At 65.7% G+C, this 12,567-nt stretch carries 10 protein-coding genes; 4 read left to right on the forward strand and 6 right to left on the reverse strand.

Annotation, left to right across the window (positions count from 1 at the left end; all coding sequences use genetic code 11):
- Positions 1 to 20: 20 nt before the first annotated feature.
- A complete protein-coding gene (locus AC1Q64_RS07480; RefSeq protein ID WP_492250920.1) occupies positions 21 to 920 on the reverse strand; it encodes a DMT family transporter in 900 nt (299 codons plus the stop codon).
- A 164-nt stretch (positions 921 to 1,084) separates the two neighbouring features.
- On the opposite strand from AC1Q64_RS07480, the gene AC1Q64_RS07485 reads away from it, so the two are divergent.
- Positions 1,085 to 2,068 (forward strand): quinone oxidoreductase family protein, encoded by a 984-nt coding sequence (locus AC1Q64_RS07485; RefSeq protein WP_291433653.1) that lies wholly within the window; start codon positions 1,085 to 1,087, stop codon positions 2,066 to 2,068.
- A complete protein-coding gene (locus AC1Q64_RS07490) occupies positions 2,065 to 2,898 on the forward strand; it encodes an NUDIX hydrolase (protein WP_291433656.1) in 834 nt (277 codons plus the stop codon). The genes AC1Q64_RS07485 and AC1Q64_RS07490 overlap by 4 nt, the downstream gene beginning before the upstream one ends.
- Before the next feature lie 152 nt (positions 2,899 to 3,050).
- On the opposite strand, the gene AC1Q64_RS07495 is transcribed toward AC1Q64_RS07490, so the two are convergent.
- Positions 3,051 to 3,971, reverse strand: coding sequence for a LysR family transcriptional regulator (locus tag AC1Q64_RS07495; RefSeq protein WP_492250921.1), 921 nt, complete (start codon positions 3,969 to 3,971; stop codon positions 3,051 to 3,053).
- A gap of 133 nt (positions 3,972 to 4,104) precedes the next feature.
- Between AC1Q64_RS07495 and AC1Q64_RS07500 the strand changes: the two genes are divergently transcribed.
- Positions 4,105 to 5,085 (forward strand): bile acid:sodium symporter family protein, encoded by a 981-nt coding sequence (locus tag AC1Q64_RS07500; protein WP_492250922.1) that lies wholly within the window; start codon positions 4,105 to 4,107, stop codon positions 5,083 to 5,085.
- Positions 5,086 to 5,153: 68 nt separating this feature from the next.
- Here the strand turns inward: AC1Q64_RS07500 and AC1Q64_RS07505 are convergent, their stop codons facing one another.
- The 4 genes from AC1Q64_RS07505 to AC1Q64_RS07520 all read right to left on the reverse strand — a co-directional run bounded on the left by AC1Q64_RS07505 (position 5,154) and on the right by AC1Q64_RS07520 (position 11,595).
- Positions 5,154 to 6,809: a Na/Pi cotransporter family protein gene (locus tag AC1Q64_RS07505; protein WP_291433662.1), complete on the reverse strand. Its 1,656-nt coding sequence runs from the start codon at positions 6,807 to 6,809 to the stop codon at positions 5,154 to 5,156.
- Positions 6,810 to 7,040: 231 nt separating this feature from the next.
- Entirely contained in the window at positions 7,041 to 7,544 is a 504-nt protein-coding gene (lspA, locus tag AC1Q64_RS07510) for a signal peptidase II (RefSeq protein WP_291433664.1), read from the reverse strand.
- A complete protein-coding gene (ileS, locus tag AC1Q64_RS07515; RefSeq protein WP_492250923.1) occupies positions 7,544 to 10,429 on the reverse strand; it encodes an isoleucine--tRNA ligase in 2,886 nt (961 codons plus the stop codon). The genes lspA and ileS overlap by 1 nt, the downstream gene beginning before the upstream one ends.
- A 113-nt stretch (positions 10,430 to 10,542) precedes the next feature.
- Entirely contained in the window at positions 10,543 to 11,595 is a 1,053-nt protein-coding gene (locus AC1Q64_RS07520) for a bifunctional riboflavin kinase/FAD synthetase (RefSeq protein ID WP_492250924.1), read from the reverse strand.
- A 167-nt stretch (positions 11,596 to 11,762) separates the two neighbouring features.
- Here AC1Q64_RS07520 and AC1Q64_RS07525 point away from each other — a divergent pair, with 167 nt between their 5' ends.
- On the forward strand, positions 11,763 to 12,320 hold the full coding sequence (locus AC1Q64_RS07525; protein ID WP_291433671.1) for an HNH endonuclease: 558 nt from the start codon (positions 11,763 to 11,765) through the stop codon (positions 12,318 to 12,320).
- The last annotated feature ends 247 nt before the right edge of the window (positions 12,321 to 12,567 follow it).

A 12,567-nucleotide genomic window follows, 5' to 3' on the forward strand; every position in this document is an offset into this window, starting at 1 on the left:
TTTATCAAAAATTGAATCCGTCAGCGCCGTGACGACACCACGATGCCCCCCACGATCAGCGTGAACGCGACAGCATGGAACGCTTTGGGCGTGTCGCCCAGAAACGCCGCCGACAGCACCCCGGCAAACAGCGGCGTGAGGTTGATGAAAAACCCCGCCACCGCAGGCCCGGCGCGCTGCACGCCCACGCCCCAGCAGCGGTAGGCCACCACCGCAGGTCCCACGGCAATGAAGGCCAGGGCGGCGACCAGCGGCCAGCCCCATTCGATGTGCGTGCGCCCGCTGGCCCATTCGGCCCCAGCAAAGCTGCCCGACCAGGCCAGCCCAAACACCATCTGCGCCATCAAGAATGCGGCCCAATCGCCCCGGATGCTGGAGGGCTCGGTGGTGCGCGACAGCAGCCAGCTGTAGAACGCCCACGAGATGGTGGCCAGCAGCATGAACAGGTCCCCCGGCACCAGGCGGAAGGCCAGCAGCTGCGACCACTCGCCCCGGCTGAGCACCAGCAGCACACCACACACCGACAGCAGTGCCCCCAGCACCTGCCGCCGGGTCACTGTGGCCCCGAAGAACAGGGCACCCACAGCCAGCATCCACACTGGCATGCTGGAGCCCACCAGCGTCACGTTGATGGGTGTGGAGGTCTGCAGCGCCATGTACTGCAGCGCGTTGTAGGCCCCGATGCCCAGCAGCCCCAGCAGCGCATAGCGGCGCCAGTGGGGCCACAGGGGGCCGTCGGCGCGCAGCACGCCGTGGGCCAGGGGCAGCAGGATGGCAAAGGCCAGCACCCAGCGGATGAAGTTCAGGGTGATGGGGGGAATCAGGTCATGCACCAGCCGCCCTACCACCGCGTTGCCGGCCCAAAGCAGGGGCGGAATCACCAGCAGCACGGCCGTGCCGGGTGTGATTTTTTGAGTCATGGGGCTGCACTGTAACGGTGCGGGCCGGGCCATGCTGCGCCTGGGGCACAAGGCCCCAGTGCAGATCGATGCCTCACGGGCCTTCGGCAACCACACGCGATTCGTGGCAGGATGGCCGCCGTCGTGATTCCAGCCCCATTTTTTTGTTTGAGGAGACGTTTGCCATGAGCCTTGCCGTTCAGATCCGCCAGCACGGTGGTCCCGAAGAACTCCACATCGTTGACGTTACCGTGGGCGAGCCTGGCCCCGGCGAGGTCCGCATCCGCCACCACGCCATCGGCCTGAACTTCATCGACGTGTACCACCGCACCGGCCTGTACCCTTTGAGCATGCCCGCCACCATCGGCATGGAAGGCGCGGGCGTGATCGAGGCGGTGGGCGAGGGCGTCACGCACCTGAAGGTGGGCGACCGCGCCGCCTATGCCAGCAACCCGCCCGGCGCCTATTGCGAAGTGCGCGTGATGCCCGCCAAATGCGTGTGCAAGCTGCCCGATGCCATCAGCTTCGAGACCGGTGCGGCCATGATGCTCAAGGGCCTGACGGCGCAGTACCTGCTCAAGAAGACGCTGCCCGTGGAAGGCTTGCAGCCCGGTGACCATGTGCTGTTCCATGCTGCTGCGGGTGGTGTAGGCCTGATCGCGTGCCAATGGGCCAAGGCGCTGGGCCTGCAGCTCATCGGCACGGCGGGGTCCGATGCCAAGTGCCAGCTGGCGCTGGCCAACGGCGCGGCGCATGCCATCAACTACAGCACCGAGGACTTTGCGGCGCGGGTGAAGGAGATCACTGGCGGCAAGGGCGTGAAGGTGGTCTATGACTCCGTGGGCAAGGACACCTGGGACAAGTCGCTCGAGTGCCTGCGCCCCTTCGGGTTGATGGCCAGCTTCGGCAACGCCTCGGGCCCGGTGGCACCGTTTGCGCCCGGAAGCCTGGGCGCCAAGGGCTCGCTCTACGTTACACGCCAGACCCTGTTCACCCACATCGCCACGCGCGAGGCCACGCAGGCGATGGCCGACGACCTGTTTGCCGTGGTGGCCAGCGGGCAGGTGAAGATCCATATCGACCAGCGCTACCCGCTGGCCGATGTGCAGCAGGCGCACCGCGACCTGGAAGCGCGCAAGACCACCGGCTGCACCATCCTCACGCTGTGACCGCGGCTGTTCAGACGCCCACGTTCGACCAGTGGCTGGCAGGTGCGCGCCGGGCGGCGCAGCAGCCCCCGGCCCAGCCGCGCCAGCCCCTGGTGGTGGCGGGGCAGGTGGTGGGCTCGGTAGCGCCGGGGTTTTTCAGTCAGATCAGCCTGAAGCGCTTGATTCATAAGTGCTACCAGCTATCAGAAGCAGAGCATTCTGAGGGCCGTGCTTGGCATTTGCAGGCATCACCCGCTGACACCACGGATGCCCTCAACACCCTGGCGGCCGCGCTGCGCGATGCGGGCCTGTGTGGCCCTTGGCGCAACGAGCAGTTGGCGGTCACCAACCCGGCGGGCGAGGTCATCGGCACCGTGGAGCGCGGGGCGGTGCGCGTGCTGGGCGTGGCCACCCGTGCTGTGCACCTGGTGGGCCTGGCGCCTGATGGACGCATGTGGGTGCAAAAGCGCTCCTTGACCAAACCCAATAATCCCGGGCTCTGGGACACGCTGATGGGCGGCATGGTCTCGGCCGCCGACTCTCTGCCGCAGGCCCTGGCCCGTGAAACCTGGGAAGAGGCCGGCCTGCGGGTGGAAGCGCTGGCCGACGTGGCGCACGGTGGGCAGGTGCTGTTCAGCCGCCCCAGCCGCGAGGGCGGTGGCGCGGGCTTCATGGTCGAGCGCATTGACTGGTTCCGTGCCCAGGTGCCTCAGGGCATGGAGCCCGACAACCAGGACGGTGAGGTTGAGCACTTTGAGCTGCTCCCCCTCGATGTGGTGCGCGAGCGCGTGGCCCAGGGTTTGTTCACCCTGGAAGCCGGGCTGGTGATTGCGGGGTTTCTAGGGGTGTAGTCGCCGGTGTGGTGTGGGCGTTGCAGGCGTTCCCAGCGCTGGCCGGGACGCAGCCCAGGCCCTGTAACGTGGCCCGCACGGCTGCATCCAGCGGTGTGTGGAGCTCTTCTTTAAGCCCGCAGCCGGCCGTTGGCCATGCGCGCGGGCTGCTCTCACTGGATTCTTCTGCCTGGCGTCTGGGTGTTGCGCTGCGCTGCTACCGTTTTCACCAGGTCCCAGGCCGTCTGCGCTACGGGCGAGAGCGCACGGTGTCTCCGGTGCACCAGCATGATCTCGCGGTCCACGCGCGGCACCAGGGGGCGCACCGCCAGCCGTGTCAGGCCTTCTGGCGGGAGCGCCAGGGTGGGGATCACCGAGATGCCCAGGCCTGCGTCCAGCATGCGGAAGATGGTGGTGGGGTGGCCCACCTCCTGGGCCACCGTGCAGGTCACGCCGTGCTCGGCCAGGGCGCGGTCGATCAGGCGGCGGCTGCCGGAGTCGTGGTCCAGCAGCACCAGCGCTTCGCCTTGCAGGTCTGTCCAGCGCACCTGGCGTTTGCCCGCCAGCCGGTGGCCGGGTGGGCAGGCCAGGCAAAAGGGTTCGGTCAGGATGGTCTCGCAGTGCAGCGCGTCGCGCTCGCTGGGGTCGATGACCACGCCAAAGTCCACCTCGCCCGACAGCACGCTGGCCAGTACTGCGCTCTGGATGCGGTCCAGCAGCACCAGCTCCAGCCCAGGCAGGGTGCGCTGGCAGTCGGCGATGCAGTCGGGCATGAGGTTGGCCGACAGCGTGGGGCTGCTGGCCACACGCACGCGGCCGCGCCGCTCGGTGGCCAGTTCCCGCACGTCCAGCAGCGTGTTCTCCAGCTCCTCCAGCACACGCGGCAGGCGTGCCGACAGGCGCTGGCCCGCATCGGTCAGCGTCACTTCGCGCGTGGTGCGGTTGAGCAACTTCAGGCCCAGCTGGGCTTCCAGCTCGGTGATGCAGCGGCTCACGGCCGGTTGGGTCAGGCCCACCGCATCGCCGGTGCGGCTTAAGTTGCGGGTGGCGGCCACCGACTGAAACACATGCAGCTGGCGCAGGGTGATATTCATGCGCTCGAATCATAAATCCATCAGAGAAATCCATTTCTCTTTGGAATCAGGCTGCGGTCCAATGCGTGTCTTTGGGGTTTGTGTGCCCCATGTCCTTTTGCATTTTTTTTGCGCTGCCGCTGCGCTGTCACCCATGGCCCGTTCCCGTTTTCTCCCTGACAACTTCACCCTGGCCTTGCTGGGCACCGTCACCCTCGCAAGTGTGTTGCCTGCATCGGGCGTGGTGGCGCAGGCGCTGGAGGGCATCACCGTCGCCGCTGTGGCGCTGCTGTTCTTCTTGCACGGGGCCAAGCTCTCGCGGGATGCCATTGTGGCGGGGCTCTCGCACTGGCGGCTGCATCTGGTGGTCGTGGGCACCACGTTTGTGCTGTTCCCGCTGCTGGGCTGGGCGCTGCGGCCGCTGCTGCTGCCGCTGGTCACGCCCGGGCTTTACACCGGCATCCTGTACCTGTGCGTGCTGCCAGCCACCGTGCAGTCGGCCATTGCGTTCACGGCCATGGCGCGCGGCAACATGCCTGCGGCCATCTGCAGCGCGTCGGCATCGACCCTGCTGGGCATTGTGATCACACCGCTGCTGGTGGGTCTGCTGCTGCCCGAGGCACAGCAGCAGGCGGGTGCTGCGCAGCATGACACGCTGGCCAACATCGGCCGCATCACCTTGCAGCTGCTGGTGCCCTTTGTGGCGGGCCACCTGCTGCGTCCGTGGATTGGCGGTTTTGTGCAACGCCGGGCGGCCGCGCTCAAGCTGGTGGACCAGGGCTCCATCCTGCTGGTGGTGTTCACTGCCTTCAGTGCGGCGGTGGTCGAGGGGTTGTGGCGGCAGCTGCCCGCGTCTGCGCTGCTGGGCCTGGTGGTTGTGTGCGCCGTGCTGCTGACCCTGGCGCTGGTGACCACCACCTGGGTCGCGCGGCGCATGGGTTTCTCCAAGGAGGACGAAATCACCCTGGTGTTCTGCGGCTCCAAGAAGAGCCTGGCCAGCGGTGTGCCCATGGCCAAGGTGCTGTTTGCGTCGCACGCGGTGGGCGCCATCGTGCTGCCCATCATGGTGTTCCACCAGATGCAGCTGATGGTGTGTGCGGTGCTGGCGCAGCGCTATGCGCAGCGCAGTGCGTAGACGCCAGTTTGCTATATTTTATGTAGCTGAAAGCGTATGGAGAATATGCGCCTGCAGCCCAAAAGGCTTCAACTTTGTTCGTTGAGCGTGCGCAGGCGGCTGGGCGCCAGGGCACCGGCCGATTCCAGGATGGGGTAGGCCACCGAGCACAACAGCGAGTTGATGCGCTTGAGTTCGCTGATCAGGTCGATGTGCAGCGAGCTGGTCTCGATGCTCTGCACCGTGTTGTCCGACAGGCGTGCCAGGTGGGTGGCCGAATAGGCGTGTTCCAGGTCGCGAAAACGCGCTTTTTCTTCGAGCAGCTTTTGCGCATCGCGCACGCTGCCGTTCAAGAACACGCTCATCGCCAGCCGCAGGTTGTCGATCAGGCGGGCGTGCAGCTCGTTGATTTCTTCCATGCCCGCCTCGGAGAACTGGCGGCCCTTCTTGATCTTCTTGTCCTCGATGTCGATGAGCACGCGCTCGATGATGTCGCCGATCTGCTCCATGTTGATGGTGAAGCTGATGATGTCGGCCCAGCGGCGGCCCTCGCGTTCGTCCAGGGCCTCGCGCGAGATCTTGGTCATGTAGTACTTGATAGCCGAATACAGGCCGTCCACCTCGTCGTCGAGCTTGCGCAGGTTCTCCGCCAGTTGCAGGTCGTCGGTGCGGATCACCTTGTGCAGGCCCAGCAGCATCGATTCGACCACGTCGGCCTGGTGCAGGGCTTCGCGCGCGGCGCATGAGATGGCAAGGGATGGAGTGGCGAGGGCCGAAGGGTCCAGATGCTGGGGCCGGGTGCCCGCAGCAGCCTGCGCCTTTTCGACAGGCAGCAGACGCTGCACGGTGCGAGCCACCGTGCCGGTCAGGCCGATGCAGACAATGCCCACCACCACGTTGAAGGCCAGATGGAACAGCACCACCAGGGCGGCGGTTTCGGGCACGTAAGGCCTCACATGCTGCAGCCACAGGCCCGTGAGCGGCGTCATGATGAGCACGCCAATGATCTTGAAGAACAGGTTGCCCAGTGGTACCTGGCGTGTCTGCACGTTGGACTTCATGGTGGTCAACACCGCCAGCACGCCGCTGCCCAGGTTGGCGCCCAGCACCAGACCCAGCGCCACGTCCGCCGGAATACCGCCCGAGCCCGCCAGCGCCGCTGTGAGCAACACGGTGGCGAGGCTGGAGTACGCCACGATGGCCAGAATGGCGCCGGTAAAAATCTCCAGCAGCAGATCGCTGGTGAGCGCGCCCAGCAGGGTGCGCACGGTGGGCGACTGGGTGAGCACCGTGGTCGATTCGGTGATGAGGCGCAGCGCCAGCAGCATCAGCCCCAGGCCGATCAGCACCCGGCCCACGCGGCCCACGGCGGTGTCCTTGCGCGAGATGAACAGCACCACGCCCACAAAGATGAAAAGGGGCGACAGCCACGACAGATCCATGGAGAACACCACGGCCATCACGCTGGTGCCCACGTCGGCGCCCAGCATCACGGCCAGCGCGGCGGGCAGTCCCACCAGGCCCTGGCCCACAAAGGACGACACGATGAGCGCGGTGGCCGTGCTCGACTGCACCACGGCCGTCACGCCGATGCCTGAGAGCACGGCGGTGAACCGGCTGCTGACGCTGTGCGCAATCAGCTGGCGCAGGTTGGCGCCAAAAACCCGCAGGATGCCGGTGCGCACCAGGTGGGTGCCCCAGATCAGCAGCGCCACGGCTGCCAGGAGATTGAGGAGATGCTTCATGAAAACCGTTGTTTCTTCTTCTTGTGATGGGCGCAAACCCTGCTACGACCAGACCCCGTGGACCAATGCAAGAACCGCACACACGGACTGTCATAAAACTGACACATAAGCATACTCCTGAATCCATAGCGCTGGAGCAGATGCCCATGTCGGTGCTGGGTGCGTTGCGGTGTCCCAAACAGCACGGCCCGCATGCAGCGGGCCGTATTGGGGGGAAGTCAGGGGGCGGCCTCAGCGCTCGCGCCGCACCCTCAGCAGCTCGTCCAGGATCAGGCAGGCCGCGCCCACCGTGATGGCCGAATCCGCCAGGTTGAACGATGGGAAGTACCAGCCCGCGTAGTGGAACTGCAAAAAGTCCACCACATAGCCGTGCATGAGCCGATCCACCACGTTGCCTACCGCTCCGCCCAGGATGCTGGACAGCGCAAAGCTGAACAGTTTCTGGCCCGGGTGGGCGCGCAACTGCCATACGATGAAGATCGTGGCCACCACACCGATGCCGGTGAACAGCCAGCGCTGCCAGCCGCCCGCGTCCGACAGGAAAGAAAACGCCGCCCCGGTGTTGTGGGCGCGCACGATGTTGAAGAAGCTGGTGATGAACGTGGAGTCGCCCAGCTGGTAGTGGTTGAGGATCAGCGTCTTGGTGATCTGGTCGGCCCCCATCAGGAGCACCGCCCACGCCAGCCAGGGCCACATGCCCGCGCCGGTGCGCCCGGCTTGTGCTGTGCGGGCCATCAGGCGTGCGCCCGGCTTTCGCCGTCCCCATGGAGGTTGCTGGTGCAACGGCCGCAGATGGTGGGGTGGGCGGCATCGCTGCCCACATCACTGCGGTAGTGCCAGCAGCGCTCGCATTTTGCATCCGAACTGGGCTTGACGCTGATCTGCAAAGCGCTACCAGCTACCAATTCGATAGCGGAGGTGATGAAGACGAACTTGAGGTCATCACCCAGGCTGGCGAGCAGCGCGTGGTCTTCGGGCGCAGCCGTGAGCGTGACCGTCGCCTGCAGCGACGATCCCACCTGGCCGGCGGCGCGCAGGGCCTCGATCTCCTTGTTCACTGCGTCGCGGATCTCACGCAAGCGCGCCCACTTGGCCAGCAAGCCCTCGTCGGCGCCAGCGCCCACGCCTGCGACGTTGCCGTAGGTCTCCAGGAAGATGGAATCGGAGCTGCCGAACACCTTCCATGCCTCTTCGGCCGTGAACGACAGGAAGGGCGCCATCCAGCGCAGCATGGCGTGCGTGATGTTGTAGAGCGCGGTCTGCGCGCTGCGGCGGGCCAGGCTCTTGGGTGCCGTGGTGTACAGGCGGTCCTTGAGCACGTCCAGGTAAAAGCCGCCCAGGTCTTCCGAGCAGTACAGCTGCAGCTTGGCCACCACGGGGTGGAACTCGTACACCTTGTAGTGCGCCAGCACCTCGGCCTGGAACTCGGACGCGCGGGTGAGCGCGTAGCGGTCAATCTCCAGCATCTGGTCGAACGGCACGGCGTCTGTGGCGGGGTTGAAGTCGCTCACGTTGGCCAGCAAGAAGCGCAGCGTGTTGCGGATGCGGCGGTAGGCATCCACCACGCGCGCCAGGATCTTCTCGTCGCCCGCGATGTCGCCCGAGTAGTCGCTGGCGGCCACCCACAGGCGGATGATCTCGGCGCCGAGCTTCTTGTTGATCTCCTGCGGGTCGATGCCATTGCCCAGCGACTTGCTCATCTTGCGGCCCTGGCTGTCCACGGTGAAGCCATGGGTCAGCAGGCCGCGGTAGGGCGCACGGCCTTCCAGCGCCGAGGCCAACAGCAGCGAGCTGTGGAACCAGCCGCGATGCTGGTCATGGCCTTCGAGGTAGAGGTCGGCCTCGGGGCCGGTGTCATGGTGCACCTCGGGGTGCGTGCCGCGCAGCACATGGCTGAAGGTGGATCCGGAGTCGAACCACACTTCCAGGATGTCGGTGCTCTTGGTGTAGTGCGGCGCGTCTTCGGCGCCCAGGATCTCTTCGGTCGTCACGCGGCTCCAGGCTTCGATGCCGCCCTTTTCCACGATGTCAGCCGCCTGGTCCATGATCTCCATGGTGCGCGGGTGCAGCTCGCCCGAATCCTTGTGCAAAAAGAACGGGATGGGCACGCCCCAGCTGCGCTGGCGCGAGATGCACCAGTCGGGCCGCCCGGCGATCATGTCGTGCAGGCGGGCCTTGCCGTTCTCGGGGTAGAAGCTGGTGTGCTCGATCGCGTCCAGTGCGATCTGGCGCAGCGTCTTGGCGGGCTTCATGCCGGGCTTTGTGAACACGCCTTCGCCCTCGTCCATGCGGATGAACCACTGGGCCGCCGCGCGGTAGATCACCGGCGTCTTGTGGCGCCAGCAGTGCGGGTAGCTGTGGGTGATGTCCTTGGTGGTCATCAGGCGGCCTGCGTTGCGCAGCGCTTCGATGATGACGGGTACGGCCTTCCAGATGTGCTGGCCGCCAAACAGCGGGAAGTCCGCCGCGTAGGTTCCGTTGCCCTGTACGGGGTTCAGGATCTCGTCGAGCGCCATGCCATGCGCGCGGCAGGAGTTGAAGTCTTCCAGACCGTAGGCGGGCGAGGAATGCACGATACCCGTGCCGTCGTCGGCCGTGGCGTAGTCGGCCAGGTACACGGGCGACAGGCGGCGGTAGCCAAAGCTGCCGTCCTCGCTGGCCACGTCGTACAGCGGGTGTTGGAATTCGAGGCTGCCCAGGTTTTTGCCCAGGGTGGTGGCCAGCACGCTGCCGGTGAGGCTGTAGCGCTCGAGGCAAGAGGCTACCAGCGGCTCGGCCACCAGCAGGATGCGCTCGCCCGTGTCCACCAGCGCATAGCTGATCTCGGGGTTGAGGTTCAGGGCCTGGTTGGCGGGGATGGTCCAGGCGGTCGTGGTCCAGATGACGACGAACGCCTCCTTGGTCAAGGCAGGCAAGCCGAAGGCGGCGGCCAGCTTGGCGGGGTCGTGCGACTTGAAGGCCACATCCAGCGTGGTGCTCTTCTTGTCCTGGTACTCGATCTCGAACTCGGCCAGCGACGAGCCGCAGTCAAAACACCAGTACACGGGCTTGAGGCCACGGTACACAAAGCCGCGCTCCATCACGCGCTTGAAGGCGCGGATTTCGCCCGCTTCGTTGGCGGGGTTCATGGTCTTGTAAGGGTTGTCCCATTCGCCCAGCACGCCCAGGCGTTTGAAGTCCACCATCTGCTGCGCGATCTGCTCCGTGGCGAACGCGCGGCTCTTGGCCTGCATGTCGTCGCGGCTCAGGTTGCGGCCGTGTTTCTTCTCGATGGCGTTCTCGATCGGCAGGCCGTGGCAGTCCCAGCCAGGCACGTACAGCGCGTCAAAGCCTTCGAGCTGGCGCGCCTTGGTGATCATGTCCTTCAGGATCTTGTTGACCGCGTGGCCCATGTGGATCTGGCCGTTGGCGTAGGGCGGGCCGTCGTGCAGGATGAACTTGGGCGCACCCCGACGGGCATCACGCAGGCGCTTGTAGATGCCTTGGTCTTCCCAGTCCTTGACCCAGCCCGGCTCGCGCTTGGGCAGGTCGCCGCGCATGGGGAAGGGGGTGTCAGGCAGGTTCAGCGTGCTGCGGTAGTCCGGGGCGGTGGATGCGGGGGTACTGGCGTTGTCGGACATGAAGGAGCCTTAAAACGGGGCATTCCGGGGCAGGCCCGGGGCAATGCGGGGAAAGAGGGAGCGAAACGCGGGAGGTGTCGGGCCTGCAGGGCAGGCGCTGCGCAGGCAGCCCCCTAAATTCGGTCGCGCGTGGTCTGGCGCCGGGTCTCGGTGTGGTTGGGGGCGGCGTGGGCCGATGCAAAGTAGGCGCGCGCATCCGCACAGTCTTTCGCGATGCCCGTCGTCAGGGCGTCCAGACTGTCGTACTTCAGTTCGTCGTGCAGTTTGTGCAGCAGTTCCACACGCACGATTTTACCGTACGCCCCTTCGGCGCCCAGTTCCGCAGGCCAGTGCAGGCAATGGGTTTCTAGCAGTACGCGGCCGCCGTTCACGTCATTGGGGTCCAGGGAGGGGCGCACGCCCAGGTTGGCCACTCCCGGCAAGGGCTCGCCAGCAAGGCCATGCACCAGCACGGCAAAGATGCCGCTGGCGGCAGGCTTCCAGTGGGCAAATCGCAAGTTGAGCGTTCGAAAGCCATCGCCCGCGCCTTCTGCCGTGGCGCCTAGCTCGCGCCCGAGCTTGCGGCCATGCACCACATGGCCACTGATGGTGTAGGGCCGCCCCAGCAGGCGCGCGGCCGCCTCCATGTCGCCTGCGGCCAGGGCCTGGCGCACGGCGGAACTGGACACGCGCAGCCCATGCACCTCATAGCTGTTCATGCGCGCTACGTCAAAGCCCTTGGCTTGCCCGGCAGCGTCCAGCATGGCGTAGTCGCCCGCGCGCTGGCGGCCAAAGCGGAAATCGTCGCCCACCAGCACGTAACGTGCGCCCAGGCCATGCACCAGCACCTCGTCGATGAAAGCGTCGGGCGACTGGACTGCCAGCAGCGCGTCAAACGGTAGCACCACGGTCTGCTGCACGCCGCAGCGGGCCAGTTCGGTGAGCTTGTCCCGCAAGGTGCCGATCCGGGCTGGTGCCAGTTCGGGCTTGTGGTGGGCCCCGGCAAAGTAGTCGCGTGGGTGGGGCTCGAAAGTCAGGACACAGCTTTCCACTCCCCGGTGTGCTGCCTCGCTGTTCAACAGTGCCAGCATGGCCTGGTGACCCCGGTGCACGCCATCGAAATTGCCGATGGTCAGCGCACACGCATCGGCGATGCCAGGGTGGTGGAATCCGCGAAAGATCTTCATCGGTTTGTTATCTTTTTGATAGCGGTCTGTGCAAGCGCAATAAGCGCAGGACGCCAATTTGTCATGAAAACGGAGTATATTGTGACCCACGGCTGGCCTCGCGCAGGGCTGCCCGCGAGACATCTGCGTTCCGATCCTTGTGTACTTTGTGTTCCAGGAGGCGTGTTTTGAAGGTCTTGAAGCTGTCAGCCCAAGGGCTGCCCCAATCGTGGATTTCACTCGAACAGGCGGTGATTCACTACGCCGCTGGTGAGGTGCGCTGGGAGTCCGGTGCCCAGATCGCCCGGTTCCGGGGCGGGCACAACGCCATCACGGGTGAGCAATCGGTGATCGCCATCAACAGCATCATCGGCACCAAGGGCGTGCCCAGCATCAACCCTTTTGAGCTCAAACCCAGCCTGACCAACAGCAAGCTGTTTGCCCGCGACCGCAATGTGTGTGCCTACTGCGGCGGGCATTTTCACGAAGAAGACCTCACGCGCGAGCACATCGTGCCGTTTGCCCGCAACGGCCAGGACCACTGGATGAACGTGGTCACGGCGTGCCGCCCCTGCAACCACCGCAAAGGTCCTCGCACGCCTGAGCAGGCGCACATGCCGTTGCTGTATGCGCCCTATGTGCCGAGCCTCTGGGAAGACTTCATCCTGCGCAACCGGCGCATCCTGGCCGATCAGATGGAGTTCCTGATGGCCCACGTGCCGAAGTCTTCCAGACTGTTGGCTTAGTTGGCGAAGCGGCCAATATGGCCCCGCTGGCGTCGTTGCTCCGTCTTGCCGTGAGGGCCTGCCAACCCTCTTTTCGGGGATCGCGTTGCCCGACCTGGGGGCGGGATGCAAGGCGCCTGTGCGCAGCAAGGTAGGCACCTTGCAAGCGCGGGCAACGCCGCAGACCGCCCCCAGGCCGGGCAACCCGAAGGGAAGGCCCCTGCGGGCGCGCCACTCGTCGTTCCGCTCCTTACGTGTGCAAGAGCGC

The sequence above is a fragment of the Acidovorax sp. GW835-FHT14G06 genome, from assembly GCF_058793595.1.

Excerpts from the sequence above, each read along its gene's own strand:
- AC1Q64_RS07505 (WP_291433662.1), bottom strand. The coding sequence starts at position 6,809 with ATGAAGCATCTCCTCAATCTCCTGGCAGCCGTGGCGCTGCTGATCTGG.
- AC1Q64_RS07480 (WP_492250920.1), bottom strand. The coding sequence starts at position 920 with ATGACTCAAAAAATCACACCCGGCACGGCCGTGCTGCTGGTGATTCCG.
- AC1Q64_RS07500 (WP_492250922.1), top strand. The coding sequence starts at position 4,105 with ATGGCCCGTTCCCGTTTTCTCCCTGACAACTTCACCCTGGCCTTGCTG.
- lspA (WP_291433664.1), bottom strand. The coding sequence starts at position 7,544 with ATGGCCCGCACAGCACAAGCCGGGCGCACCGGCGCGGGCATGTGGCCC.
- AC1Q64_RS07520 (WP_492250924.1), bottom strand. The coding sequence starts at position 11,595 with ATGAAGATCTTTCGCGGATTCCACCACCCTGGCATCGCCGATGCGTGT.
- AC1Q64_RS07485 (WP_291433653.1), top strand. The coding sequence starts at position 1,085 with ATGAGCCTTGCCGTTCAGATCCGCCAGCACGGTGGTCCCGAAGAACTC.
- AC1Q64_RS07495 (WP_492250921.1), bottom strand. The coding sequence starts at position 3,971 with ATGAATATCACCCTGCGCCAGCTGCATGTGTTTCAGTCGGTGGCCGCC.
- ileS (WP_492250923.1), bottom strand. The coding sequence starts at position 10,429 with ATGTCCGACAACGCCAGTACCCCCGCATCCACCGCCCCGGACTACCGC.